21 protein-coding genes are annotated in these 26,534 nt (G+C 60.9%); 14 read left to right on the forward strand and 7 right to left on the reverse strand.

Annotated elements, in window-relative coordinates:
* Nucleotides 1–45 precede the first annotated feature (45 nt).
* The gene (locus BMZ23_RS08440; protein ID WP_093475417.1) at nt 46–1,251 is read right to left on the reverse strand and encodes an amino acid aminotransferase; all 1,206 of its coding nucleotides are present in this window, start codon (nt 1,249–1,251) and stop codon (nt 46–48) included.
* A 145-nt stretch (nt 1,252–1,396) separates the two neighbouring features.
* Here BMZ23_RS08440 and uvrB point away from each other — a divergent pair, with 145 nt between their 5' ends.
* Nucleotides 1,397–3,442, forward strand: coding sequence for an excinuclease ABC subunit UvrB (gene uvrB, locus BMZ23_RS08445; protein ID WP_093475545.1), 2,046 nt, complete (start codon nt 1,397–1,399; stop codon nt 3,440–3,442).
* Between the two features lie 199 nt (nt 3,443–3,641).
* Here uvrB and BMZ23_RS08450 read toward each other — a convergent pair whose 3' ends face one another.
* Nucleotides 3,642–4,079: a universal stress protein gene (locus BMZ23_RS08450; protein ID WP_093475419.1), complete on the reverse strand. Its 438-nt coding sequence runs from the start codon at nt 4,077–4,079 to the stop codon at nt 3,642–3,644.
* Nucleotides 4,080–4,566: 487 nt separating this feature from the next.
* On the opposite strand from BMZ23_RS08450, the gene fadB reads away from it, so the two are divergent.
* Complete coding sequence (gene fadB / locus BMZ23_RS08460) at nt 4,567–6,714, forward strand: fatty acid oxidation complex subunit alpha FadB (RefSeq protein ID WP_093475429.1); 2,148 nt, start codon at nt 4,567–4,569, stop codon at nt 6,712–6,714.
* A gap of 27 nt (nt 6,715–6,741) precedes the next feature.
* The gene (fadA, locus tag BMZ23_RS08465; RefSeq protein WP_093475432.1) at nt 6,742–7,917 is read left to right on the forward strand and encodes an acetyl-CoA C-acyltransferase FadA; all 1,176 of its coding nucleotides are present in this window, start codon (nt 6,742–6,744) and stop codon (nt 7,915–7,917) included.
* Between the two features lie 196 nt (nt 7,918–8,113).
* Here fadA and infA read toward each other — a convergent pair whose 3' ends face one another.
* The 3 genes from infA to aat all read right to left on the reverse strand — a co-directional run bounded on the left by infA (nt 8,114) and on the right by aat (nt 9,898).
* The gene (gene infA / locus BMZ23_RS08470; RefSeq protein WP_093475435.1) at nt 8,114–8,332 is read right to left on the reverse strand and encodes a translation initiation factor IF-1; all 219 of its coding nucleotides are present in this window, start codon (nt 8,330–8,332) and stop codon (nt 8,114–8,116) included.
* Nucleotides 8,333–8,457: 125 nt separating this feature from the next.
* Nucleotides 8,458–9,162: an arginyltransferase gene (locus BMZ23_RS08475; protein WP_093475438.1), complete on the reverse strand. Its 705-nt coding sequence runs from the start codon at nt 9,160–9,162 to the stop codon at nt 8,458–8,460.
* Complete coding sequence (gene aat, locus BMZ23_RS08480; RefSeq protein ID WP_093475441.1) at nt 9,155–9,898, reverse strand: leucyl/phenylalanyl-tRNA--protein transferase; 744 nt, start codon at nt 9,896–9,898, stop codon at nt 9,155–9,157. Before aat ends, BMZ23_RS08475 begins: the two co-directional genes overlap by 8 nt.
* 183 nt (nt 9,899–10,081) lie before the next feature.
* Between aat and BMZ23_RS08485 the strand changes: the two genes are divergently transcribed.
* The 8 genes from BMZ23_RS08485 (at nt 10,082) to BMZ23_RS08520 (ending at nt 19,207) form a co-directional block, all read left to right on the forward strand.
* Nucleotides 10,082–12,454: a DNA translocase FtsK gene (locus BMZ23_RS08485; protein WP_093475444.1), complete on the forward strand. Its 2,373-nt coding sequence runs from the start codon at nt 10,082–10,084 to the stop codon at nt 12,452–12,454.
* A 16-nt stretch (nt 12,455–12,470) separates the two neighbouring features.
* On the forward strand, nt 12,471–13,106 hold the full coding sequence (lolA, locus tag BMZ23_RS08490; protein ID WP_093475447.1) for an outer membrane lipoprotein periplasmic chaperone LolA: 636 nt from the start codon (nt 12,471–12,473) through the stop codon (nt 13,104–13,106).
* 54 nt (nt 13,107–13,160) lie between these two features.
* Nucleotides 13,161–14,444, forward strand: a complete 1,284-nt coding sequence (locus BMZ23_RS08495) for a replication-associated recombination protein A (protein ID WP_093475548.1) — start codon at nt 13,161–13,163, stop codon at nt 14,442–14,444.
* Complete coding sequence (gene crcB, locus BMZ23_RS08500; RefSeq protein WP_093475450.1) at nt 14,441–14,827, forward strand: fluoride efflux transporter CrcB; 387 nt, start codon at nt 14,441–14,443, stop codon at nt 14,825–14,827. Before BMZ23_RS08495 ends, crcB begins: the two co-directional genes overlap by 4 nt.
* A gap of 24 nt (nt 14,828–14,851) precedes the next feature.
* On the forward strand, nt 14,852–16,135 hold the full coding sequence (gene serS / locus BMZ23_RS08505; RefSeq protein WP_093475453.1) for a serine--tRNA ligase: 1,284 nt from the start codon (nt 14,852–14,854) through the stop codon (nt 16,133–16,135).
* Entirely contained in the window at nt 16,135–17,550 is a 1,416-nt protein-coding gene (gene cysG, locus BMZ23_RS08510) for a siroheme synthase CysG (RefSeq protein ID WP_093475455.1), read from the forward strand. The genes serS and cysG overlap by 1 nt, the downstream gene beginning before the upstream one ends.
* Nucleotides 17,551–17,568: 18 nt before the next feature.
* Complete coding sequence (gene corA / locus BMZ23_RS08515) at nt 17,569–18,627, forward strand: magnesium/cobalt transporter CorA (RefSeq protein WP_093475458.1); 1,059 nt, start codon at nt 17,569–17,571, stop codon at nt 18,625–18,627.
* A 109-nt stretch (nt 18,628–18,736) separates the two neighbouring features.
* On the forward strand, nt 18,737–19,207 hold the full coding sequence (locus BMZ23_RS08520; protein ID WP_093475461.1) for a thioesterase family protein: 471 nt from the start codon (nt 18,737–18,739) through the stop codon (nt 19,205–19,207).
* Between the two features lie 4 nt (nt 19,208–19,211).
* Here BMZ23_RS08520 and BMZ23_RS08525 read toward each other — a convergent pair whose 3' ends face one another.
* Complete coding sequence (locus tag BMZ23_RS08525; RefSeq protein ID WP_093475464.1) at nt 19,212–19,841, reverse strand: TetR/AcrR family transcriptional regulator; 630 nt, start codon at nt 19,839–19,841, stop codon at nt 19,212–19,214.
* Nucleotides 19,842–19,940: 99 nt separating this feature from the next.
* Between BMZ23_RS08525 and BMZ23_RS08530 the strand changes: the two genes are divergently transcribed.
* Both BMZ23_RS08530 and BMZ23_RS08535 read left to right on the forward strand, forming a co-directional pair.
* On the forward strand, nt 19,941–20,999 hold the full coding sequence (locus BMZ23_RS08530; RefSeq protein ID WP_093475467.1) for an efflux RND transporter periplasmic adaptor subunit: 1,059 nt from the start codon (nt 19,941–19,943) through the stop codon (nt 20,997–20,999).
* A 2-nt stretch (nt 21,000–21,001) separates the two neighbouring features.
* Nucleotides 21,002–24,055 carry an efflux RND transporter permease subunit gene (locus BMZ23_RS08535; protein WP_425431680.1) on the forward strand — a complete coding sequence of 1,018 codons (3,054 nt, stop codon included), beginning with the start codon at nt 21,002–21,004 and terminating at the stop codon, nt 24,053–24,055.
* On the opposite strand, the gene BMZ23_RS08540 is transcribed toward BMZ23_RS08535, so the two are convergent.
* Complete coding sequence (locus tag BMZ23_RS08540) at nt 24,046–25,650, reverse strand: L,D-transpeptidase family protein (protein WP_177197250.1); 1,605 nt, start codon at nt 25,648–25,650, stop codon at nt 24,046–24,048. The two genes, BMZ23_RS08535 and BMZ23_RS08540, sit on opposite strands and share 10 nt — an antisense overlap.
* A 211-nt stretch (nt 25,651–25,861) precedes the next feature.
* On the opposite strand from BMZ23_RS08540, the gene BMZ23_RS08545 reads away from it, so the two are divergent.
* Nucleotides 25,862–26,527, forward strand: a complete 666-nt coding sequence (locus BMZ23_RS08545) for a murein L,D-transpeptidase catalytic domain family protein (RefSeq protein ID WP_245748165.1) — start codon at nt 25,862–25,864, stop codon at nt 26,525–26,527.
* The last annotated feature ends 7 nt before the right edge of the window (nt 26,528–26,534 follow it).

Consider the following 26,534-nt stretch of genomic DNA (forward strand, 5'->3'; position numbering starts at 1 on the left):
GTCAGCAATTTGCCGAACCTCGCCAAAGGTTCGGCAGGTCCCGTTTCAGGCGTCGCGCAGCACCGCAGCAATGGCCGTGGTGACTGCCGCAATATTGCCCTGATTCAGCGCCGCCACACAGATGCGGCCACTGCTGACCGCATAGATGCCGTACTCGCTGGCCAGACGCGCCACCTGATCGGCGCTAAGGCCGGAGTAGGAGAACATGCCGCGCTGGCGCTGGATAAAGCCCATGTCCCGGCTGACCCCGGCGGCCTGCAGCTGCTCGACCATGGCCTGGCGCATGGCCTTGATACGCACGCGCATCCCGGCCAGCTCGTCTTCCCAGAGGGCGTACAGGTGCGCGTCGTTGAGAACGCGGGCAACCACCTTGGCGCCATGGATCGGCGGGTTGGAATAGTTGGTACGGATCACCCGCTTGAGCTGCGACAGCACCGGGGCTGTCTCGTCACGCTCGCCGGTGAGGATGGTCAGCGCGCCAACCCGCTCGCCATACAGCGAGAACGACTTGGAGAAGGAGCTGGCGATCAGCAGCGGCAGACCGGATTCGGCAAACAGGCGCACCGCCACCGCATCGTCCTGCAGGTTCTCGCCAAAGCCCTGGTAGGCGATGTCGAGGAAGGGCACATGCTGGCGCCGCTGGATCACGTCGATTACCCGCGCCCAGTCGGCCAGACTCAGGTCAACCCCGGTCGGGTTGTGGCAGCAGGCGTGCAGCAGCACCACGCTGCCCTCGGGCAGGGCTTCGATGCCGGCGAGCATGCCGTCGAGGTTCAGCCCGTGGGTGGCCGGATCGTAATAGGGGTAGGTGACCACTTCATAGCCGGCGGCCTCGAACAGCGCCCTGTGGTTTTCCCAGCTGGGGTCACTGATGGCTACCAGCGACTTGCCGAGCTGGCGATGCAGGAAATCGGCACCCAGCTTGAGTGCGCCGGTACCGCCGAGTGATTGCGCAGTGACCAGTCGACCGGAGTCCAGCAGCGGCGAGTCCTGGCCGAACAGCAGGCGTTGTACCGCCGCGTCGTAGGCGGCAATGCCCTCCATTGGCAGGTAGGTGCGTGCCGCATGCTCGGCAACCAGTGCTTCCTCGGCGGCGGCTACCGCCTTCAGCAGCGGTACCTTGCCGGCCTCGTCGTAGTACACGCCCACGCCCAGGTTGACCTTGTTCGGCCGGGTATCGGCATTGAACGCCTCGTTGAGACCAAGGATGGGGTCGCGGGGGGCAAGCTCTACGGCGGAGAAAAGACTCATGGTGGGCAAACTCTGAGCGGGTGAATGATCGGGTTCACTGCCCGAAACCGGACTGCCGGCTGCGTAAAATCGGGCGCGACATTATAAACAGAGGCAACCCCGGCATGCGAGTACTGCTCGGCCAGCATCCGTGGCAAATGCTATGATGGGCGCCCGTCGCAGCACCCGGAGTCGCCCCTTGAGCCAGTTCACCCTGAAAACCCGTTTCCAGCCGGCCGGCGACCAGCCGGCCGCGATTGCCCAGCTGGTCGAAGGGCTGGAAGCCGGCCTGTCGCACCAGACCCTGCTCGGGGTGACCGGTTCGGGTAAGACCTTCAGCATTGCCAACGTGATTCAGCGGGTGCAGCGGCCAACCATCATCATGGCGCCGAACAAGACTCTGGCGGCGCAGTTGTATGGCGAATTCCGCGAGTTCTTTCCGGACAATGCGGTGGAGTACTTCGTTTCCTATTACGACTACTACCAGCCGGAAGCCTATGTGCCGTCGTCGGACACCTTTATCGAGAAGGACGCCTCGATCAACGACCATATCGAGCAGATGCGCCTGTCGGCGACCAAGGCGCTGATGGAGCGGCAGGATGCGATCATCGTGGCTACTGTGTCAGCCATCTACGGCCTGGGTGATCCGGAGTCCTACTTGCGCATGGTGCTGCATGTTGATCGGGGTGATCAGCTGGATCAGCGCCAGCTGCTGCGTCGCCTGGCCGAACTGCAGTACACCCGTAACGACATGGAGCTGGCACGTGCCACCTACCGGGTGCGCGGCGACGTGATCGATATTTTTCCCGCCGAATCCGAGCTGGAGGCCATCCGTATCGAGTTGTTCGACGACACCGTTGACAATATCTGCTTTTTCGATCCGCTGACCGGCGAGGTGCTTCGTCGCGTGCCGCGTGCCACCGTGTACCCGAAGTCCCACTACGTGACGCCGCGTGAGAACCTGCTGGAAGCGGTCGAGCAGATCAAGCTGGAGCTGGCCGACAGGCTCAAGGTGCTGCAGGAGCAGAACCGCCTGGTGGAGGCGCAGCGGCTGGAGCAACGCACGCGCTTCGATATCGAGATGATTCTGGAACTGGGCTACTGCAACGGCATCGAGAACTACTCGCGCTATCTGTCCGGCCGCGAACCGGGACTGCCGCCGCCAACCCTGTTCGATTACCTGCCGCCCAACGCGCTGATGGTGATTGACGAGTCGCATGTTTCGGTGCCGCAGATCGGTGCCATGTACAAGGGCGACCGTTCACGCAAGGAAACCCTGGTGGAGTACGGCTTCCGTTTGCCTTCGGCCCTCGACAACCGGCCCATGCGCTTTGACGAGTGGGAGGCGATTTCGCCGCAGACGATTTTCGTCTCGGCCACCCCCGGCCCCTACGAGGAGGCGCATGCCGGGCGGATTGTCGAACAGGTGGTACGTCCCACCGGGCTGGTCGATCCGGAAATCGAGGTGCGTCCGGCGACCACCCAGGTCGATGACCTGCTGTCACAGATCCGTCAGCGGGTAGCGCAGGAGCAGCGGGTGTTGGTCACTACCCTGACCAAACGCATGGCCGAGGATCTGAGTGATTACCTGTCAGATCATGACGTGCGGGTGCGCTATCTGCATTCGGACATTGATACGGTGGAGCGGGTCGAGATCATCCGCGATCTGCGCACCGGGGTGTTCGACGTGCTGGTTGGTATCAACCTGTTGCGCGAGGGGCTGGATATGCCGGAGGTGTCGCTGGTGGCGATTCTGGATGCTGACAAGGAGGGCTTCCTGCGCTCCGAGCGCTCGCTGATCCAGACCATTGGCCGCGCCGCGCGCAACCTGCACGGCAAGGCCATCCTGTATGCCGACCGCATGACCGGCTCAATGCAGCGGGCGATCGACGAGACCGAGCGCCGGCGCAACAAGCAGCTGGCGTTTAACGAAGCGCACGGCATAGTGCCGCGCGGGATAACCAAGAGTGTTACCGATATTCTTGAGGGGGCGGTGGTGCCGGGCAGTCGCAGCGGCAAGCGACGCAAGCTGAAGGCCGCCGAGGAGGGCGCCGATTACGCCGCCACACCACGTTCGGCCGCCGAAATCAGCAAGCGCATTGCCCAGCTGGAGGAACAGATGTACCGGCATGCGCGGGATCTGGAGTTCGAGTCAGCGGCACAGGTACGTGACCAGATCCATCAGTTGCGTGAGCAGTTGGTGACGGTCTAGGTAACAGCTGCTGCGCCAGCGCGACAACCGATGACCTGTTCAGGACACGCCGTAAACCCATCCCTGGGGGCTCGCCGCTAGCCATCCCTGGCTATCGACGGTCCTGAACAGGTCATCGGTCATCGCGCTCTGAATATCCGTGCAGTTGATCAGCGATTCCCCAAGGCCGCGCGTGCCCGGTTACCGCGTGGAATCAGTGCTACTCCGGCTTGCGCAGGCGCACGGCAATCACATCGCAGGGCGCGCCGTGCAGTACGTCGTTGGCGGTGGAGCCGAGCAGCAGGGCCAGGCCGTGACGGCCATGGCTGCCGACCATGATCAGATCGCAGTCCAGTTCCTTCGACAGCCGGTGGATTTCCTGACGCGGGTGGCCAAAGGCGATCTGCAACTGATCGGCCGGCAGTGCGTAGTCGGCGGCAAATGCCTGCATGCGTTCGCGGGCCTGTTCGAACTGCTGCTGTTGCAGGGTTGACAGGTCCATCGGTACATCGCCGCCGTAGGCCATGGCCAGAGGTTCGACCACATGCAGCAGGGTGACCTTGGCATCCAGGGCCTTGCCCAGTGCCATGGCGTGATCGGCGATGGCCCGGCATTCATCAATCAGATCCACTGCAGCCAGCAGGTGTTTGTATAGCATCGGCCCGTCTCCGCGTTGCCTTGTTATTAATGGTGCTGAATTTCGCCGGTTGCCCGGTTACTGTGCCGATACTAGGGCAGCACTGATGCTTTTGCCAGCTTGCGCGCGGCTGGCGTGTTTTGCCGCTATAGTGTCGCCTCTGCCTGTCGTGGTGGGCTGATGCTGCGCGCTGGAGGTTGCCAGTCGTGGTAATACCCATTTAAAGCGTACTGTCAGGGTTGGGTTGCAATGCATTGATATTAATCACATTTGATTTTTATCATGTTTGCCAATTCGATAACTGGTTCGCAGATTTTATTGACAAGGCGGGGGAATTCCCCGAAGGTGTGCGCACCCGAATCAAACAAGCGTATGAATTCGTCTATCCGGCGACTCAGACAGCCTCGGGAACGTTCATGACAAGGTCAGGCCTTGGCGTCGAGCAGATAGTCGGCGTGCCAGGCCAGGCCCTGTTTCTCATGTGCTTTTATAGCGTGGAGATCAGTTGATGATTTACGAAGGTAAAGCCATCACGGTTCAAGCCCTTGAAGACGGCATCGTCGAACTGAAGTTCGACCTGCAGGGCGAATCTGTCAACAAGTTCAACCGTGCCACCCTGGCCGAGCTGCAGACGGCGGTAACCGCCATCCAGAGCAACAGCAGCGTCAAGGGCGTCATCGTCACCAGCGGCAAGGACGTATTTATCGTCGGCGCCGACATCACCGAGTTCACCGGCACCTTCCAGCTCCCGGAAGCCGACCTGGTCACCGGTAACCTGGAAGCCAACAAGATCTTCAATGCCTTCGAAGACCTGAGCGTTCCCACCGTGGCCGCGATCAACGGTCTGGCCCTGGGCGGTGGTTTCGAAATGTGCCTGGCCTGTGATTTCCGTGTTATGGCCGCCAGCGCCAAGGTTGGTCTGCCGGAAGTCAAGCTGGGTATCTACCCGGGCTTCGGCGGCACCGTCCGTACCCCGCGCCTGATCGGTGTCGATAACGCCATCGAGTGGATCTGTGCCGGCGCCGAACAGCGTGCCGACAAGGCCCTGAAAGTGGGTGCCGTGGACGCTGTGGTAGAAGATGCCAAGCTGCGTGATGCCGCGCTGGATCTGGTCAAGCGTGCCGCTGCCGGTGAGATCGACTTCAAGGCCAAGCGTCAGCCCAAGCTGGAAAAGATCAAGCTGAACACCATCGAGCAGATGATGGCCTTCGAAACCTCCAAGGGTTTCATTGCCGGCCAGGCCGGTCCGAACTACCCGGCACCGCTGGAAGCGGTGAAGACCATCCAGAAAGCGGCCAACCTCACTCGTGAAAAGGCCCTGGAAGTCGAAGCTGCCGGTTTCGCCAAGCTGGCCAAGACCACTGTGGCCCAGGCCCTGGTCGGCCTGTTCCTGAACGACACCGAACTCAAGCGCAAGGCCAAGCAGTACGACCAGCAAGCCGCTGACGTGAAGCTGGCGTCGGTGCTGGGCGCTGGCATAATGGGTGGTGGTATCGCCTACCAGTCAGCGGTCAAGGGCACCCCGATCCTGATGAAGGACATCCGCGAGGAAGGCATCCAGCTGGGTCTGGACGAAGCCTCCAAATTGCTCGGCAAGCGCGTCGAAAAGGGTCGCATGAAGCCGGCCGAGATGGCCAAGGCACTCAACGCCATCCGTCCGACCATGTCCTATGGCGATTTCGGCAATGTCGATATCGTGGTCGAAGCTGTTGTCGAGAACCCCAAGGTCAAGCACGCCGTGCTGGCTGAGGTGGAGTCTAACGTGCGTGAGGATGCAATCATTGCCTCCAACACCTCGACCATCTCCATCACCTACCTGGCCCAGGCGCTGAAGCGTCCGGAAAACTTCTGCGGCATGCACTTCTTCAACCCGGTACACATGATGCCGCTGGTTGAGGTGATCCGTGGCGAGAAGTCCAGCGACAAGGCGATTGCCACCACCGTGGCTTACGCCAAGAAGATGGGCAAGACGCCAATCGTGGTCAACGACTGCCCCGGCTTCCTGGTCAACCGCGTACTCTTCCCGTACTTCGGTGGCTTTGCCCGCCTGCTTGGCATGGGTGCTGACTTCCAGCGCGTCGACAAGCTGATGGAAAAGTTCGGCTGGCCCATGGGCCCGGCCTACCTGATGGACGTGGTTGGCATGGATACCGGCCACCATGGCCGTGACGTAATGGCTGAAGGTTACCCGGACCGTATGGCCGACAAGACCCGCACTGCCGTTGATGTCATGTATGACGCCAACCGTCTTGGCCAGAAGACCGGCAAGGGCTTCTACGCCTACGAGATGGACAAGAAGGGCAAGCCGAAGAAGGTGGTTGATCCTGAGGCTTACGAACTGCTGAAGCCGATTGTGCTGGAGCAGCGTGAGTTCACCGACGAGGAAATCGTCGAGATCATGATGGTCCCGCTGTGCCTGGAGACCGTCCGTTGCCTGGAAGATGGCATTGTCGAAAGCGCTGCAGACGCCGATATGGGTCTGATCTACGGCATCGGCTTCCCGCCCTTCCGCGGTGGCGCACTGCGCTACATCGACACCCTGGGTGTGGCCGAGTTCGTTGCCATGGCCGACAAGTACGCCGAATTTGGTGCCATGTATCACCCGACTGCCAAGTTGCGTGAGATGGCCAAAAACGGTCAGAAATTCTTCGGTTAATGCGGAATACGGAGCGAGAGTAAAGCTATGAGCCTGAATCCGAGAGATGTGGTAATTGTCGACTTCGGCCGCACCCCGATGGGCCGTTCCAAGGGCGGCATGTATCGCAATGTACGCGCCGAGACCCTGTCCGCCAAGCTGATCACCGGCGTACTGGAGCGCAACACCAAGCTGAATCCGGCTGAGGTGGAAGATGTGATCTGGGGTTGTGTCAACCAGACCCTGGAGCAGGGCTGGAACATTGCCCGCATGGCGTCGCTGATGACCCCGATCCCGCACACTGCAGCTGGCCAGACTGTCAGCCGTCTGTGTGGTTCCTCGATGAGCGCACTGCACACCGCCGCCCAGGCGATCATGACCGGTAACGGTGACGTGTTTGTGGTCGGTGGTGTCGAGCACATGGGTCACGTTGGCATGATGCACGGCGTTGATCCGAACCCGGCGCTGTCGCTGTATGCAGCCAAGGCCGCTGGCATGATGGGCCTGACCGCTGAAATGCTCGGCAAGATGCATGGCATCACCCGCGAGCAGCAGGACCAGTTCGGTGAGCGTTCGCACCGTCTGGCGCACAAGGCTACTGTTGAAGGCCGTTTCAAGGACGAGATCATCCCGATGGAAGGTCACGACGAGAACGGCTTCCTGCGCGTGTTCACCGCGGACGAAACCATTCGTCCGGAGACCACCCTGGAAAGCCTGGCTGCCCTGCGTCCGGCGTTCAATCCGAAGGGCGGTACCGTGACTGCAGGTACTTCCTCGCAGATCACTGACGGTGCTTCCTGCATGATCGTCATGTCGGCCCAGCGTGCCAAGGACCTGGGTATGGAGCCGCTGGCGGTGATCCGTTCCATGGCCGTGGCCGGTGTTGATCCGTCGATCATGGGTTACGGCCCGGTGCCGTCGACCCACAAGGCACTCAAGCGTGCTGGCCTGACCATGGATGATGTCAGCCATGTCGAGTTGAACGAGGCCTTTGCTGCCCAGGCGCTGCCGGTCCTCAAGGACCTGAAGCTGATGGACAAGATGGAAGACAAGGTGAACCTGCACGGCGGCGCGATCGCCCTGGGTCACCCCTTCGGCTGCTCCGGTGCGCGTATCTCCGGCACCCTGCTGAACGTGATGAAACAGAACAACGGCACCATCGGTGTATCGACCATGTGTGTGGGCCTGGGTCAGGGCATCACTACCATCTTCGAACGCGTCTGACGCTGTTGCGGTAAGTGAAAACCGGGGCCATGCGCCCCGGTTTTTTTATGTCTGGAACAGGCTGGCTGCTGGCATGTTCTGCCTGAATGCCAGACAGCAGGAAAACCGCCGGTGACGAATCAGCTGCGGTGAAAAGGTTGGAAGTAAAGCGGGGAAAAGGGCTGCTGCGACTGCAGGAGCCCCGTACCGGCGGGACTTAGCGGGCGCGGTAGGTGATACGAGCCTTGGTCAGGTCGTAGGGGGTCAGCTCCACGCGCACCTTGTCGCCGGTGAGGATGCGGATGTAGTTCTTGCGCATCTTGCCGGAGATATGGGCGGTCACCACATGGCCGTTTTCCAGTTCAACGCGGAACATGGTGTTCGGCAGGGTGTCAATAATGGTGCCTTCCATTTCAATACTGTCTTCTTTTGCCATTCAGCAAGGGCCTCTCTGCTATCGGTTGCTGGCGAGCGTATCTGTTGCCCGCAAAAAAGGTGAGCAATTGTGCATCAAAAGCGCCGTCTAGCCAAGCCGGCATTGGCTGAAGCCGTTGATTTGTCTCAGATGCGCACCCATTTTTGGTGAATCAGCACCTCCAGCGGACGATATTCGCCCTTGTAGCTCATCTTCTGGCACTCGCGTATCCAGTAGCCAAGGTACAGGTGGGGCAGGCCAAGCTCTCGGCAGTGCGCTATTTGGTGCTGGATTGCAAAACGGCCGAGGCTGCGTTGTGGTAATTCGGGTTCGTAAAAGGTGTAGACCGCCGACAGCCCGTTGGGCAGGTGGTCGGTTACGGCTACTGCGACCAGACGTCCATCCAGGCGGAATTCGTGAAAGCGGGTAAAGGGCAGGTCGTGCAGCAGAAAGTCTTCAAACTGTGAGCGGCTTGGCGGGTACATGTCGCCATCGGCGTGGCGCTGCAGGATGTAGCGTTCATAGAGGGCGAAGACTTCGTCATCCAGTCGCGCAGCGCCAATGCTCAGTTGCAGGTCGGTATTGCGGCGTCGTATGCGTTGCTGGGTTCGACCGGGCCTATACAGATCGACCGGCACCCGGGCCGGAATGCAGGCGTTGCACTGGCGGCATTGCGGCCGATAGAGGTGGTTGCCACTGCGGCGAAACCCGAGGGCGGACAACTGGCCGTTCAGCTCGGCGCTGATGTTGACGGCAGGATCAAGAAACAAGGTGGTGGCCTGCTGGCCGTCAAGATAGCTGCAGTCATGCTCTGGGGTAACGAAAAAACGCAGTTGCGACAGGTCAGTCATGGCGGGTGTGCTCCAGCAGCCAGGCCGTATCAACCCGCTCACCGGGGCTGGATTCTGGCCAGGCTGACGGCTGCCCGGGCGGGCAGCATTCGGCCAGTTGGGCAAGGTAGCCGTTGCGACTGATATTGCAAGCCCCCAGGCTGTCAAGGTGCGCGGTGGGCATCTGGCAGTCGATCAGCATGAAGCGGCGTTGCTGCAGGTAATGGCAGAGGGCGAACAAGGCGGTCTTGGATGCGTTGTCTACGCGGCTGAACATTGACTCGCCACAGAACAGGCGGCCGATGACCACTCCGTAAAGACCGCCGACCAAGGTGTCTTGCTGCCAGACTTCGATCGAGTGAGCGTGACCCCGTCGATGCAGTTCGATATAGGCCGCTTGCATCTCGTCAGTGATCCATGTGCTGTCAGTGTAATCGCGCGGTGCGGCGCAGGCGGCGATAACCCCGGCAAAGTCACGGTCGTGACTGACCTGCAATCGATTGCTGCGCAGAAAGCGCCGCAGACTGCGCGATACATGCATGGTATTCGGTTGCAGCACAGTGCGCGGGTCCGGGCTCCACCAGAGCAGTGGTTGCCCCTTGGAGTACCAGGGGAAAATCCCGCTGCGATAGGCCAGCAGCAAGCGTTCCGGAGACAGGTCGCCGCCGCCGGCCAGTAGCCCGTTGGGGGCCTGCAGTGCATGCTGGGCAGGAGGAAACCACAGGCGATCCCGCTGCAGCCAGCTCAGGGCTGACATGGATGCCCCCTGTGAAGGTGCAGAAATGCTGATATTGTTATCAAGAATATGCCCCAAGCATTTGTAAGTGTTGAGTAAAGTTGGCTACAGCTGGAACTGTCCGGCGTGCTGTCGGTCAATCGTCAATACCCGGACTGCGCTGTTACAATAGCCAGCCGATGCCAATATAGGGAAGAGTCCGTTTTGAAGGATAGCCAAGTCACCCAGCCTGCCTTTGCCTGGCGCGAGCAACTGACCCTGCGTCTGCGTGAAGGGGTGTTGCTGGCGATGATCGCCCTGTGCGTGTACCTGAGCATGGCCCTGCTGACCCACCATGTCGGCGACCCGGGCTTTACCCGCAGCGGCAGTGGTGCCGAGGTGCAGAATGCCGGTGGGCGCATGGGCGCCTGGATTGCCGATGTGCTGTTGCTGGTACTGGGCTGGCTTGCCTACCTGTTTCCGCTGATCTGCATCGTCAAGACGCTGCAGATGTTTCGCAACCGTCATCAGCCCTGGGTGTGGAATGGCTGGTTGTTTTCCTGGCGGCTGATCGGGTTTGTGCTGACCCTGCTTGCCGGTACCGGCCTGCTGGCGTTGCATGCTGTGCCGGCTGACGGATTTCCCCAGGACTGTGCTGGCGGTGTGCTGGGACAATTGCTGGTACAGCTGAGTAAACCTCTGCTTAATACGCAGGGCAGTACCCTGTTGTTCCTCACCCTGTTCCTGTTCGGTATCACGGTCTTCACCAACCTGTCCTGGTTCCGGGTGATGGATGTCACCGGCAAGCTGACCCTGGATCTGTTCGACCTGCTGCAACGTGCCTGGCAGGGCTGGCGTGCCGGTCGCAACACTGGCGTCGCGCCAGGCAATGCACGTCGTGAACCTGAAATGTCGGCTGAGGACCGTCGGCGTACCGAGGACCTCAAGGCCAAGCGCCAGGAAGCCCTGGCGCGCCATGTGGCTGCCCAGGAAAACCGCAAGGCCCCGGAAATCGTGCCGCCGGAAAACAAGCCGGCGGAATCCAGCGTGCGCCTGCAGAAGGAAAAACAGACCAAGCTGTTTCGCGATACGGTTGATGCGGGCTCGTTGCCTCCAATCGGTCTGCTGGATCCGCCGAGCAAGAAGGTCAAGGGCTTCTCGCCGGAGTCGCTGGAGGCCATGTCACGTCTGCTGGAACTGAAACTCAAGGACTTCGGGGTGGATGCCGAGGTCGAGAAGGTACAGCCCGGTCCGGTGATTACCCGTTTCGAAATTCAGCCGGCACCCGGGGTCAAGGTCAGCAAGATTTCAAATCTGGCCAAGGATCTGGCGCGCTCGCTGGCGGTGATCAGCGTGCGGGTGGTCGAGGTGATCCCCGGCAAGACTACCGTGGGTATCGAGATTCCCAACGAAGATCGCGAAATCGTGCGACTGTCCGAGGTGTTGCAAACCCGCGAGTTCGACGAGGCGCAGTCGCCGGTAACGCTGGCGCTGGGGCATGACATTGGCGGGCATCCGGTGATGGCCGATCTGGCCAAGATGCCGCACCTGCTGGTGGCCGGCACCACAGGTTCGGGCAAGTCGGTGGGGGTGAATGCCATGCTGCTGTCGATCCTGTTCAAGTCGACACCGCAGGAAGTGCGGCTGATCATGATCGACCCTAAGATGCTCGAGTTGTCGATCTACGAAGGCATTCCGCACCTGCTGGCCCCGGTGGTGACCGATATGAAAGAGGCGGCCAATGCACTGCGCTGGTGCGTCGCCGAAATGGAGCGCCGTTACAAGCTGATGGCAGCACTCGGGGTGCGCAACCTCGCCGGCTTCAATCGCAAGGTCAAGGATGCCGAGAAGGAGGGAGCGCCGCTGGGTGACCCGCTGTACCGCCGCGAGTCGATGGATGATCAGCCGCCACTGCTGGAAACCCTGCCGATCATCGTGGTGGTGATCGACGAATTTGCCGACATGATGATGATCGTCGGCAAGAAGGTCGAGGAACTGATCGCACGTATCGCACAGAAGGCCCGGGCCGCCGGCATCCATCTGATTCTGGCGACCCAGCGGCCCTCGGTGGACGTTATCACCGGTCTGATCAAGGCCAATATTCCGACCCGCATGGCGTTCCAGGTGTCCAGCCGGATAGACTCGCGGACCATTCTCGATCAGGGCGGGGCGGAACAGCTGCTGGGCCATGGTGACATGCTCTACATGCCACCCGGCACCAGCCTGCCGGTTCGGGTGCATGGCGCCTTTGTCTCGGATGACGAGGTACACTGGCTGGTGGATGAGTGGAAGCAGCGTGGCGCGCCGGATTACATCCAGGACATTCTCGACGGGGTCGACGAGGGTGGCGGCGGCAGCTACGAGGGTGGCAGCGGTGGCGAGGGAAGCGATCTGGAGGATGATCCGCTGTACGATCAGGCCGTGCAGTTCGTGCTGGAGACTCGCCGCGCCTCGATTTCCTCGGTGCAGCGCAAGCTGAAGATCGGCTACAACCGGGCCGCACGGATGATTGAAGCCATGGAGATGGCCGGGGTGGTGACTCCGATGAATACCAATGGCTCGCGCGAGGTAATCGCGCCGGCCCCCATGCGCGACTAGTGGAGATACGTCCATCATGATCAAACGACTGGCGGTGACCCTTGGCTCCCTGTGTCTGGCCCTGACGCCCCTGTGGCTGCAGGCCGACGAGCAGAGCGCCTCGGCGGCACGCCTGAATGAGTTGCTGTCGAAAGCCAGCACCCTGACCGCGAATTTCTCGCAGATGACCCTGACCGCCAATGGCGCCAGCCTGCAGGAGTCCTCGGGTACCCTGGAGGTCAAGCGCCCCGGCATGTTCCGCTGGCACACTGATCCGCCGCTTGAACAGGAGCTGGTTTCAGATGGCCAGGTGATCTGGCTGTATGACCCGGATCTGGAGCAGGTAACCATTCAGCAGGTTGACCCGAGGCTGACCCATACGCCAGCGTTACTGCTGTCCGGGGATGTCAGCACCCTGCAGGAAAATTTCAATATCAGTCGCACCGAGGGCGGCAGCGTGGTCGACTTCGTGCTGACACCCAAGGCCAGTGATTCAATGTTCGACCACCTGCGTCTGTCGTTCCGAGATGGTCTGCTGAATGACATGCAATTGAATGATCCGGTCGGGCAGCGCACCAATATCCTGTTCAACAACGTGCAGCTGAATCCGCCACTGGACGCCACACGTTTCACCTTTGAGATCCCCGAAGGTGTTGACGTGATCAGCGAGTAGCCTGTGGGCGACCTGTTTGGCGCAACAACAGCGGTGCAGCCCCTGGCTGCGCGCATGCGTCCGCGCACACTGGATGAATACGCCGGCCAGGATCACCTGCTGGCACCGGGCCGCCCGCTGCGTCAGGCGCTGGAGCAGGGCGCGCTGCACTCGATGATTTTCTGGGGGCCGCCCGGGGTGGGCAAAACCACCCTGGCGCGCCTGTTGGCCAGCCTGGTGGACGCGCATTTTGTCACCCTGTCGGCGGTGCTTGCCGGCGTCAAGGATATCCGTGCAGCGGTGGATGAAGCACGCCAGCAACAGGCCCGGAGTGGTCGGCGCACTATTCTGTTTGTTGATGAGGTGCACCGTTTCAACAAGGCCCAGCAGGATGCCTTTCTGCCCTATGTCGAGGATGGCACCCTGGTGTTTATCGGGGCTACTACCGAGAATCCGTCCTTTGAGCTGAACAACGCCTTGCTGTCGCGCGCGCGCGTGTACCTGCTCAAGTCGCTGGATGCCCAAGCCTTGTCAACACTGCTGCAGCGAGCACTGACAGACCCCGAGCGGGGGCTCGGTGAGCTGCAGTTGAGCATCGAGCCGGCGGCGCAGCAGATGCTGCTGGAGGCCGCCGACGGCGATGGCCGGCGCCTGCTGAACCTGCTGGAAACCGCTGCCGATCTGTTGCAGCCGGGCGATTGCCTGGGCGTGGCGCTGCTGGCCGAGCTGCTCGGCGAGGGACGACGGCGTTTCGACAAGGGCGGTGAAGCCTTCTACGACCAGATGTCGGCGCTGCACAAGTCAGTGCGCGGCTCGAATCCCGACGCCACCCTGTACTGGTTCGCGCGCATGCTGGATGGCGGTTGTGACCCCTTGTATATCGCACGCCGGGTGGTGCGCATGGCTAGCGAGGATGTCGGCAATGCCGACCCGCGGGCACTGACCTTGGCTCTGAATGCCTGGGATGTGCAGGAACGCCTGGGCAGTCCCGAAGGCGAGCTGGCGATTGCCCAGGCGCTGGTTTATCTGGCCTGTGCACCAAAGAGCAATGCCGTCTACATGGCGTTCAAGGCAGCCATGCGCGATGTGGCGGAACAGCCGTCCCACGAGCCGCCGCTGCACCTGCGCAACGCGCCGACCAAGTTGATGAAGGAACTCGGCTACAGCCAGGGCTATCGCTATGCGCATGATAAGCCAGAGGCCTATGCCGCCGGCGAGGATTATTTCCCCGAACAGCTGGAGCCGCGTCAGTATTACCAGCCGGTGCCGCGCGGGCTAGAGCTGAAGATTGCGCAGAAGCTCGAGCACCTGCGCGTGCTGGACGCCGCCAGCAGCAACCAACGCAGGAGTTCGCCATGATCAAGATACTGCTGGCCATTGCCTTTGGTGGATCGCTCGGTGCGCTGGCACGCTTCGGCGTGGCGCACTGGGTGGCGCTGAGCTGGCCAAAGGCCTTCCCGCTGGCGACCCTGTTGATCAATGTCAGCGGCTGTCTGCTGATCGGTATACTTTATGCTCTGTGGTTGCAGCGACCCGAGTTGTCGCCACTGTTGCGTCAGGGCCTGTTTATTGGTTTCCTTGGCGCCTTTACCACCTTTTCCACGTTCTCCCTGGATACCCTGCGTTTGCTGGAGAACGGCGAGGGGCTGATGGCCCTTGGATATGTCCTGCTCAGTGTGTGCGTCTGTTTACTCGCCACCTGGGCCGGTCTGGCACTGACCCGTTCAGTAGCCGGACTGTAACCTGCAACCAAAAAGTGATGACCCATGCTTGATCCGAAACTGGTCCGTAGCCAAACCCAACAACTGGCCGAGCGCCTGGCGACCCGTGGTTTTGTTCTTGATGTCGCTGCACTGGAAGCGCTGGAAAGCCGCCGCAAGGCCGTGCAGACCCGCACCGAAACCCTGCAGGCCGAGCGCAATAGCCGCTCCAAGGCAATTGGCCAGGCCAAGGCTCGTGGCGAGGATATCCAGCCGTTGCTGGCCGACGTGGATCGTATGGGCGAGGAACTGAATACGGCCAAGCAGGAGCTGGAACAGATCCAGCAAGAGCTGGATGCATTGCTGCTGGCTATTCCCAACCTGCCCGACGACAGCGTGCCGGTGGGCGCCAGTGAGGACGATAATGTCGAGGTGCGCCGCTGGGGTAACCCGCGCAGCTTCGATTTTGAGGTGCGGGACCATGTGGCTATTGGCGAGCAGCGTGGCTGGCTGGACTTCGAGACCGCGGCCAAGCTGTCCGGTGCCCGCTTTGCTCTGATGCGCGGGCCGATTGCCCGTCTGCACCGGGCGCTGGCGCAGTTCATGCTAGACCTGCACATCAATGAACATGGCTACGAGGAGGTCTATACCCCCTATCTGGTGCAGGCCGAGGCGCTGCTGGGCACCGGCCAGTTGCCGAAGTTCGAGGAAGACCTGTTCAAGGTGCCGCGTGGCGAGGACCAGCGTGACCTGTACCTGATCCCCACCGCCGAGGTGTCGCTGACCAATATCGTCAGCGGTGAAATCCTCGATGCGACCAGCCTGCCGCTGCGGCTTACCGCACATACCCCGTGTTTTCGCAGCGAAGCCGGATCAGCCGGTCGCGACACCCGCGGCATGATCCGCCAACACCAGTTCGACAAGGTCGAGATGGTGCAGATAGTACGGCCCGATCAATCGCAACAGGCGCTGGAGGAGCTTACCGGGCATGCCGAGGATGTGCTCAAGCGTCTTGAGCTGCCGTTCCGTACCCTGGCGCTGTGTACCGGTGACATGGGCTTTGGTGCGGTGAAGACCTACGATCTTGAGGTGTGGATTCCCAGTCAGGGCAAGTACCGCGAGATTTCCTCCTGCTCCAGCTGTGGCGATTTCCAGGCGCGCCGTATGCAGGCGCGCTGGCGCAACCCGGAAACCGGCAAGCCGGAACTGGTACACACCCTGAACGGCTCGGGTCTGGCGGTAGGCCGGACTCTGGTGGCGATTCTGGAAAACTATCAGCAGGCTGACGGCAGCGTGCTGGTTCCTGCAGTACTACAACCCTACATGGGCGGACTGGAGCGTATCGGCTGATGGAATATCTTCCGCTGTTTCATAATTTGCAGGGCCGGCTGGTACTGCTGGTAGGCGGTGGCGAGATTGCCCTGCGCAAAGGGCGTCTGTTGTGTGAGGCTGGTGCGCGCTTGCGTGTAGTAGCACCCGATATCGAGCCGGAGCTGGCAGGACTGGCCGAGCAGGGCGGTGGTGAATGCCAACTGCGCGGTTATGCAGCGGATGATCTGGAAGGTGCTGTGCTGGCTATCGCGGCTACCGATGACGAACCCCTTAATGCGCGTATTTCTGCAGATGCGCAGGCGCGAGGGATCGCGGTGAATGCGGTGGATGCACCACACCTGTGTACCGTTATCTTCCCGGCAATTGTTGATCGTTCGCCGCTGGTAATTGCCATTTCCAGCGGCGGTCACGCGCCGGTACTGGCCCGCTTGGCGCGCGCACGTATCGAAACCCTGTTCCCGCATAGTTATGGCCGACTGGCGCAGCTCGCGCAGCGTTTCCGCGAGCGGGTCAAGGCAGCCTTTAGTCAGATCAACCAGCGCCGCGCCTTCTGGGAGCAGGTGTTTCAGGGTGAAGTGGCTGAGCGGGTCTTCGCTGGTCAGGATCAGCAGGCTGAGCAGGTGCTGGAGAAATTGCTGGCCGGACAGGCAGGTCAGGGTTATCAGGGTGAGGTGTATCTGGTCGGCGCCGGCCCCGGTGATCCGGATCTGCTGACCTTCCGCGCCCTGCGCCTGATGCAACAAGCTGACGTCGTGCTGTATGACCGGCTAGTGGCCCCGGCAATCATTGATCTGTGCCGGCGTGATGCTGATCGCATTTATGTTGGCAAGCAGCGCTCGGAACATGCTGTGCCCCAGGATGAAATCAACCAGCTGCTGGTGGATCTGGCACGTCAGGGCAAACGGGTGCTGCGCCTGAAGGGTGGCGATCCCTTTATTTTTGGCCGCGGCGGTGAGGAAATCGAACTGCTGGCGGAGAACCGCATTCCTTTCCAGGTAGTGCCGGGTATCACCGCAGCCAACGGCTGCTCGACCTATGCCGGTATTCCGCTGACCCACCGTGATCATGCCCATTCGGTACGTTTTATCACGGCCCATCGCAAGGAGGGGCGTACCGATCTGCCCTGGACCGAGCTGGTGGTACCCGGGCAGACCTTGGTGCTTTATATGGGGCTGGTGGCCTTGCCGGACATCTGTGGCGGGCTGATTGCCCATGGTCGAAGTCCGGATACGCCGATTGCGCTGATCCAGCAGGGCACCACCGCCAACCAGAAGGTGTATACCGGGACTTTGCAAAGCATGCCGGGGATAGTCGAGCGCGAGCAGGTCAAGGCGCCAACCCTGGTGATTGTTGGCGAGGTGGTCAGTCTGCACGAACGGCTCAAGTGGTTTGAGCCGGGGCAATCGAGTGCACAGGACAGCGCGGTAGTCTGAGTCATCAGGGGAGGGTGCATGTCTCGTAAATGGCAGGCCAAACGCAGCCGCAAGGCTGGTGCGCCACCCGGCACCCTGATGCATATTGGCCGGCCCGGCAGCAGCGACAGCCACTTGCGGTTGGTCAGTTACGACGCTGACCAACTGCAAGAAAGCCATCTGCAGGGACTGCAGCAGCTACCCGATGCCAACCGGGAGCGGGTGCTCTGGCTTAATGTGGATGGCGTGCATCAACCTGAGCTGATCGGCACACTGGGGCGGCAGCTGAACCTGCATCCACTGGTGCTGGAGGACATTGTCAATACCGACCAGCGCCCCAAGCTGGAGGATTACGATGGCTACCTGTTTCTGGTGCTGCGCATGTTGCAGCTGGATTCACACCAGCAGATCCAGTCGGAACAGCTCAGTCTGATTCTGGCGCCTGGCATGGTGCTGTCCTTGCAGGAGCAGCCCGGTGATGTGTTTGATGGCGTACGCGAACGCCTGCGCAATGGTCGGCGGATACGTTTTATGCATGCCGATTATCTGGCCTATGCACTGTTGGATGCGGTGGTCGATCATTATTTCGTAGTGCTTGAGCAGCTTGGTGAGCAGATCGAACAATTGGAAGACGAATTGATCGAGCGGCCTTCACCCGAGGTGCTGAAGCGCATTCACCACTACAAGCGCGAGATGCTGCTGCTGCGCAAGTCGGTATGGCCGTTGCGAGAGGTGCTGAGCCGTCTGAGTCGTGACGAAAGCCCGCTGGTCAGCAATGAAACCCGCCTGTTCCTGCGGGATGTCTACGATCACAGTATCCATGTGCTGGATACCATAGATACCCTGCGCGAACTGCTGGTGGGCATGCTTGATCTGTATCTTTCCAGCAGCAGCAACCGGATGAACGAGGTAATGAAGGTGCTGACCATCATTGCCACCCTGTTTATGCCGCTGACCTTTATTGCCGGCGTGTATGGCATGAACTTCGAACATATGCCGGAACTGGGCTGGCGCTGGGGCTATCCGGCGGTCATGCTGCTGATGCTGGGCGTGTCCTCCGGCTTGTTACTGGCGTTCCGGCGACGGCGCTGGATCTGAATAGTGGTTCAATCTTTGGCATAAATGCCATGCATTTTGTGCTGGCGCCATTGTCACCACTGATGCAGTCTCTGGGGTGCCAACCAACCATAACAAGGGAACGCCCCCGATGGCCGAGATAGATACCAGCTTGCCTGCCGATCTGGAAAAGCTGGTGCACAGTTTTTTTGACCGCATTCCCTTCAACCTGCTGCTGGGCATTCGCATTGACAGCCTGGCCAGCGACAAGGTGCATATGAGCCTGCCAATGCGCGAGGATCTGATCGGCAACTACTACCGCGGCATTCTGCACGGTGGGGCGATTTCCGCACTGATCGATGTCTGTGGCGGGGCCATGGCAATGATCGGTGCCTGGGAAAAACAGCAGGACCTGCCGGCCAGCGAACGCATGCAACGCCTGTCCAAACTGGGCACCATCGATCTGCGGGTGGACTACCTGAGCCCCGGCAAGGGCCAGCTGTTTACCTGTGATTCCAGCCTGTTGCGCATTGGCAACAAGGTGGCAGTGGTGCGCTCGCACCTGCACAGTGACAGCGGTGCGCTGGTGGCGGCCGGGACTGGCACCTATCTGTGTGGCTAACGGATCAGGTTTTTTGGCATGCCAGCGCGTTGAGCAGCAGGTCTGTCGCAGAAACTACGCGCTCTTCACGCTGTGCGATTGTTGGTGCATGACACCCGTTCATCAGCAGTCCGCTCATCAATGAGCCTTTCCACATGCCGACCAGTTGCTCGGCGCGCAGTAGTGGGTCATCCAGCGTTATGGCTCCGAGCTCGGCGGCTTGTTGCAGGTGCTCGGCGGCGCGCCGGACAAAGGCCATGGGGCCGTCACGAAAGATCATTTCGCCATGCTGGGGATGGCTGGCGCCATAGGCGTAGACGGCACGCAGTAGCCGGATACCCGCTTCACTGCTGTAAAAATCCACCAGCTGTAAACCCAAACTCAGCAGATGTTCACGCACCTGCGGCAAGTTCTGCGCCGACGCATCCACCTGGCCGGCAAGCTGGCTGTGATGGCGTTCCAGTACTGCCAGCAGTAGCGCGTCGGCATTGGCAAAATGCCGGTACAGGGTGCCCTTGGCTACGCCCGCGCGGGCCGCCACTTGTTGCATGTTGAAGTTCTGCTCCTCGGCCATGCAGGCCAGCGCCGCTTCAAGAATACGCTCTCGGCGCGCCGGATCGACCGGCCGGCCGGGGCCTTTGGTTGACGCTGTCATGCGAACTCCAATGAGTCAGTCATCATTAATGTTGATGCCATATTTACTGAACGCTATCGTTCTGTAAATATGGTGCGGACAACAACAAGGTAAACCGCCATGCGAAAAATAATTCTTGCGGTGCTGCTGGCCGGGCTGGCCGCCTGTGATACCGAGCACAGCCAAAATGATGTGCTCACGGATGCTCCGGTCAAGGTTCGCAGTGCACAACTGGAAATCCCCAAGGGGCAGCACTGGAGTCTGAGTGGCAGCGTACATTCGCGTCACGAGGCAGGATTGGCATTTCGTTTGCCGGGGCAGATCCGCGAACGTCTGGTGCAGGCCGGCGAGCAGGTCGAGGCGGGGCAGTTGCTGATGCGGCTGGATGCCCGTGATGTGCGCCAGCAATTGAATGCCGCCCAGGCGCAGCTGGATGCGGCCCGTGTACAGGCAGACAATGCCGAAGCCAGCCGGCGTCGTTTGCAATCCTTGCGTGAGCAGGATCTGGTGCCAGCCCAAGCTTATGAAAATGCTGAAGCAACCGCCAATGCCGCGTTGCAGGCGGTTCGCACAGCCCGGGCAGCCATGGAGCAGGCACGAACAGCTACCGAGTATGTCGACCTTCGCGCACCGGCCAGCGGCGTATTGATCGAAGTTGCCGGCGAAGCTGGTCAGGTTGTCGGTGCGGGTCAGACTGTGGCAAGACTGGCTTATGCCGGTGAGAGGGAAGTGCAGGCATGGGTGCCTGAAACCCGCCGCAATGATCTGCCCGAGCGTGCCCAGGTGCTGCTGTTCAGCGGTGCCCACACAGCGCCCGCACGCCTGCGAGAGGTGGCCGGTGCTGCCGACCCGCAAACCCGAAGCTGGCGGGTTCGCTATGCCATAGAGGATGAGCCGGATAACTGGCCTCTGGGCGCCAGTGTGACGCTGGACTTTACCCGCAGTGCGGACGATCAGGACAGCTTGCGTCGTGTACCGCTGTCTGCGTTGATTGATCGGGGGCAGGGTGCCGGCGTCTGGTTGATCGAGCAGGGGCAGGTGCGCTGGATTCGGGTTGATCTGCTGCGTGTCGATGCCGAGCACGCCTATGTCCGTAGCCGTCTGCCAGCAGGGACGCTGGTGGTTGCACTTGGCACGCATTTGCTGGAGCCCGGGCAGTCTGTCGAGGTGCTGCCATGAGCATGGATCCGTTGCGCTTCAACCTTTCTGCACTGGCAGTGCGCGAGCGCTCGGTGACCCTGTTTTTTTTGTTGCTGACGGCTTTTGCCGGTCTCTTCGCGTTTCTGGACCTGGGGCGGGCGGAAGATCCGGTCTTCGGTGTCAAGGCTGTACTGGTTTCGGCGACCTGGCCGGGTGCCAGTGCCGAACAGATGCAGCAGCAGGTAGCCGATCCGCTGGAAAAGCGTCTGCAGGAAGTCGCCTATTTCGAGAAAGTCGAAACCACCGCACGGCCTGGCCGGGTCGACATGCAGATCAGCTATCAGGATTACACTCCGACCGAGCTGCTGGCCGACCTGTCCTACGAGATCCGCAAGCGCATGCAGGATGCTCAGGCGAGCATGCCGCCCGGCGTGCAGGGCCCCTTCGTCAATGATGACTTCTCCGATGTGTATTTCTCGCTGTATTCCCTGACCGCGCCAGGTCTGCCGCCGCGCTTGCTGGTACGGGAGGCGGAACGTCTGCGGGATGCCTTCTCGCGCATCTATGGTGTGCAGAAGGTGCGGGTGCTGGGTGAGCGGCGCGAGCAAGTGTTTGTCGAACTGGATCCGCAGCGGCTGGCTGAGTTGGGTATTACCAGCGCACAGATTGCCGACGCGCTGGATGCCTGGAATCGTCTGACACCGGCAGGCCTGATCGAAACTGCTGGCGCCCGCTTGTACTGGCGGATCCAGGCTGATCTGGCTGACCTGGATGCCATTGCCGGCGTCCCGCTGCAGGTAGGTGAACGGTTGATACGCTTGGGTGATGTGGCGGATATCAAGCGCGGGTATGAGGACCCGCCCAGCTATATGATTCGCGCCTTTGGTGAAGATGCCGTGCTCATCGGTGTGGTACTGCGTAGCGGCGTCAATGGTCTGGAGCTTGGAGAGAAGCTGGCCGACATGCATCAGAGGCTGTCTGCCGAGTTGCCGCTGGGTATGGAGCTGCGTCAGGTGACCAACCAGCGCGAGGCCATCAGTCGTGCGGTGAACCTGTTCCAGTACAAATTCCTGATAGCTGTGCTGGTAGTGATGCTGGTGAGCTTTGCCAGTATCGGGCTGCGCCCCGGATTGATCGTCGGCATTGCCGTGCCCTTGACCCTTGGCATTACCTTTGTGCTGATGTACAGCCGTGGCATGAACCTGGACCGCATCACGCTGGGCGCGCTGATCATTGCCCTTGGCCTGCTGGTGGACGATGCGATCATTGCCATCGAGATGATGCTGGTAAAGATGGAGCAGGGCTGGGACAAGGCGCGTGCCGCTGCACATGCCTGGACGGTAACAGCCGCGCCTATGCTGTCTGGTACCCTGGTGACCATGATCGGCTTTGTGCCGATTGGCTTTGCCCGCTCCAACGTCGGCGAGTACGCCGGCAACATTTTCTGGGTACTGGCCTTTGCCCTGCTGACCTCCTGGCTGGTGGCGGTGACCTTTACCCCGATGCTGGGGGTCGCCTTGTTGCGCGAGCCACGCAAGGACCAGCAGCACAGCCATGAAGCCCAGTATCAGGGCACTCTTTACCGGCGATTCCGGATGTTGGTGCAGCACTGTGTGCGCTACCGGAAAAGCGTAGTCTTGCTTACGGTAGCCGCTTTTGTGCTGGCCTTGGTGGGTATGCAGACGCTGGTGCAGAAGCAGTTCTTTCCATCATCCGACAGGCCTGAAGTGCTGGTGGATATATACCTTCCCGAGGGCAGCAGCGCACAACAGACCGATGCCTTGGCCCGACGCATTGAAGCGCGACTGCAAGAGCATCCGGATGTGGTGTCGCTATCCAGCTTTGTCGGTGCCGGTGCGCCTCGCTTCTTCCTGTCGCTGAATCCAGAACAGCCGAACCCGGCCTTCGCCAAAGTGATCGCGATTGCTGCGGATGCTGCCGGCCGCGACAGACTGATTGCCGAACTGCGTGCCCAGGTCGCCGCTGGTGAGTATCCGGAGGCACGGGTACGGGTACATCGATTGCTGTTCGGGCCGCCGGTGACCTGGCCGGTTAGCTTCCGTGTGCTTGGACCTGATCCGCTTCAGGTGCGCAGGATTGCCGAGCAGGTTAAAGGTGTCATGCAGGCACATCCACATACAGTGGATGCCCACCTGGACTGGAACGAACGGGTGCCGGCGGTACGCCTGGCATTGGATGCCGAGCGCTTACGCGCGATCGGGCTGACCCCGCGCGAGCTGTCAAGCCAGTTGCAACTGCATTGGGGTGGCGTGCCGGTCACCCAGTTGCGTCAGGACGTGCGAAGCGTTCAGCTGGTGTTGCGTGGCACCCGTGGCAGTATCGAGGATTTTGCTGACCTGCCTCTTCGGACTAGCGATGGGCGAACAGTCACACTGGCCCAGGCCGGCCTGATCGAACTGGTCAGCGAGGACCCGGTGCTGCGCCGTTACAATCGCCAACCCTTTATCCAGGTGCAGGCGGATATTCAGGGGGCACAGCCGCCAGATGTCACCTGGGCGCTGTGGCGTGACCTGCAGCCGCTGCGCGAGCAATTGCCGGCCGGTTATCACCTGGATATCGGTGGTAGTGTGGAACGCTCCGGCAAGGCGCAGGAGTCGTTGCGCAAGGTGCAGCCGATCATGATCGGACTGATGCTGGTGATCATCATGCTGCAGATGCGCAGCTTCTCCGGCACCCTGATGGTGCTGGCGACGGCGCCACTCGGGGTGATCGGGGCGGTACTGGCGCTGATTGTCGGCAACCAGCCGTTCGGCTTTGTTGCGCTGCTTGGCATGACCGGTCTGGCCGGTATCCTGATGCGCAACACGCTGATTCTGACCAAGCAGATTGACGACAATCTGGAGAGTGGCATGCCCAGGCTGGAGTCGTTGGTCGAGGCGACAGTACAGCGTGCGCGCCCGGTATTGCTGACCGCGCTGGCAGCGGCGCTGGCCTTTGTGCCGCTGACGCTGGACGCCTTCTGGGGGCCGCTGGCCTGGGTGCTGATTGGCGGCACCCTGATTGGCACGCTGATTACCTTGCTGTTCCTGCCGGCTCTCTATGCCCTGTGGTTCCGTGTTGCCGCTCAGCGGTAACGCGGCGTCCACTGGCGCAGCGCCTGATCCAGTTCCGGGTCGAGCCGGTAGGGGTCATTGAACCAGCGGGCGCCATCGGCGTCCGCTTCAGCGGTCCAGTAGGCCAGTACCAATCGTGGGCCGCCGGGAATGCTCACTTCGTGGGTGCGCCCGCTGGCCAGCTGGATGGCGACCTGTTCACGGCGAGCCGGCTCAAGTCGCTGGAAGAGCCAGTCGGACAGCTGACTGGCCGCTTCCACCCGTACACAGCCTGAGCTCACCGAACGTGTCGCGCGCTCGAACAGGTGCTGGCTGGGCGTGTCGTGCAGGTAGACGGAAAATGGGTTGGGAAAGCGAAAAGCCATTTGTCCCAGCGGGTTGGTGCTGCCCGGGCGCTGGCGTAAAAGCACATTGCCTGGGTTGGTCCAGTCGATGCTTGTCGCATCCAGTACCTTGCCATCGCTGCTCAGGACCTGCATGTCGCTACGGGCGATATAGCCGACATCCTCACGAATCAGCGGCAGCTTGTCCTTGCGGAAAATGATTGGTGGGACTGTCCAGCTGGGGTTCAGGGTTACCCGGTTGAGCCTGGAAACCAGTAGCGGCGTGCGGCGATCAGAACGACCGGCCTGAATACGGGTCTGCCAGCGTTGCTGACCCTGCTCGATTACCTGCAAGGTACCACCAGCGACATTCACCAGCAGCATATCCGGGCTGCGCCAGGCTTCCAGCCAACGCAGACGCTCCAGATTGAGGCGCAGTTGTAACAGACGCTGTGACGGGCTGCGATTCAATGCCGACAGGGTATCCGGCCCGAGAACGCCATCCACTTTCAGCCCTTGGGATAACTGGAACTGGCGCAACGCCTGCTCCAGTTCGGCATCGTAATGATTGGGAGCCTCGCTTTGCCGCGATGTTGCCGGTAGATACCCCCCGCTCACCAAACGCTCGCGCAATGCGGGTATCCGCGGACTGTCAGCACGGGGGCGCAGCAACGCACCGGGCGGCACCGCTTGCCACTCGCCCGGATGCAGTCGTAACTGACGGTATTGTTGGCGTAGCCATTCATACTCTGGAACGGCGGGACGGGCGCGGTGCATAGCCATGGCCGGATCGGCAAGCGACGCTGCGGCCAGCATGGAGAGCGCCGCCCGCTCGCTGATCAGTCCTTCCGCAACCCATTCCGGCTGGGTGGTGGGGACACGACCATGCAGCAATTCTTCCAAGGCCCGGAGGTAAAGACTGCTCAGGTGCAAGTCAAAACATGCGGCAGCTTGATCGGGTGATGCGCCATCACGGGTTTCTGCCATGACCTGCGGACGGGCGTAATCGTCGGACGCCAACCCGTCGTCTTCCAGTGATTGCAAGGCCGCGACCAAGGTCTGTACCCGTGTGCCTGTGCTCCATAACAACGGCTCTTGATGCGACTGGTACAACAGTTCCAGTTGACTGTCATGCTGATGCAGTCGCAGTTGTGGCAGGGGCGGGCAGTCCTGAATCGCCACAGGAAGGGCTGAATCTTGCGTGGAAAGGATATTTGACGGATCCCCTGCGGCCAGCGCATGCACGCCTTGCAACATAAAACCGACGAACAGGGGTGTACATTTTTTAATCAACAGGTAATCTCCTTCAACCGCTGGCGAAAACAGTCGCCAGCAAGCCGTCATTGGCAGTATAGGCAAAACGGGTTGGCTGGGGGCCGATCCGGTCAAACACAACATGTCTCATGAATTCGGTTCGCCATTTGCGGACCAGGGGGAGAACTGCATGTTTTATCGACTGCGCCTGTCCGGCGCTGCCGTGTTTTTTTCGTTGTTCACCTACACAATGGCTGCACCGGTAGCTGCAGCGCCAGCCCAAGAACTGGCAGACAAGCTGGGAAGCCTGAGTCGGGTAGCCCCGGATCTGGATCTGTCGGTTTTGGGTAATGCGCTGGCTGCCATGCAGTGTGCCGAGAGAAGCGGTGAGCCGCGCTCTGAGCGCCTGGCTGTAATCGATTTTTCACTGCCCTCCACGGAGCGGCGACTGTGGATATTCGATCTGCGCCAAAAGGCTCTGCTACTGAATGACCTGGTTGCCCATGGCCAAGGATCCGGTGGCAACTTCGCCGAACATTTTTCCAATATTGAAGGTAGCTACCAGTCCAGCATAGGTCTGTTCCGGACAGCGGAAAGCTATCAGGGGCGTCACGGATATTCCTTGCGTATGGACGGGCTTGAGCCTGGCGTTAATGATCTGGCCCGACAGCGCGCCATTGTGATTCATGCGGCAGATTATGTGGACCCCGAATGGATTACCCGTCAGGGTCGCATCGGGCGCAGTCAGGGGTGCCCGGCTGTGCGGCCGGAAATCGTTGATCATGTGGTGGACAGTCTGAAGGGCGGACAGTATCTGTTCGCGTGGTATCCGGACCAGCAGTGGCTGCAGACATCAAGTCTGCTCAATTGCCCTTACGGCGATTATCGTGAAGCGCTGGCCCTGAATACCCGGTAAATGGCAG

It is taken from the genome of Halopseudomonas yangmingensis (genome assembly GCF_900114825.1).
Classification (GTDB): Bacteria; Pseudomonadota; Gammaproteobacteria; order Pseudomonadales; family Pseudomonadaceae; genus Halopseudomonas; species Halopseudomonas yangmingensis.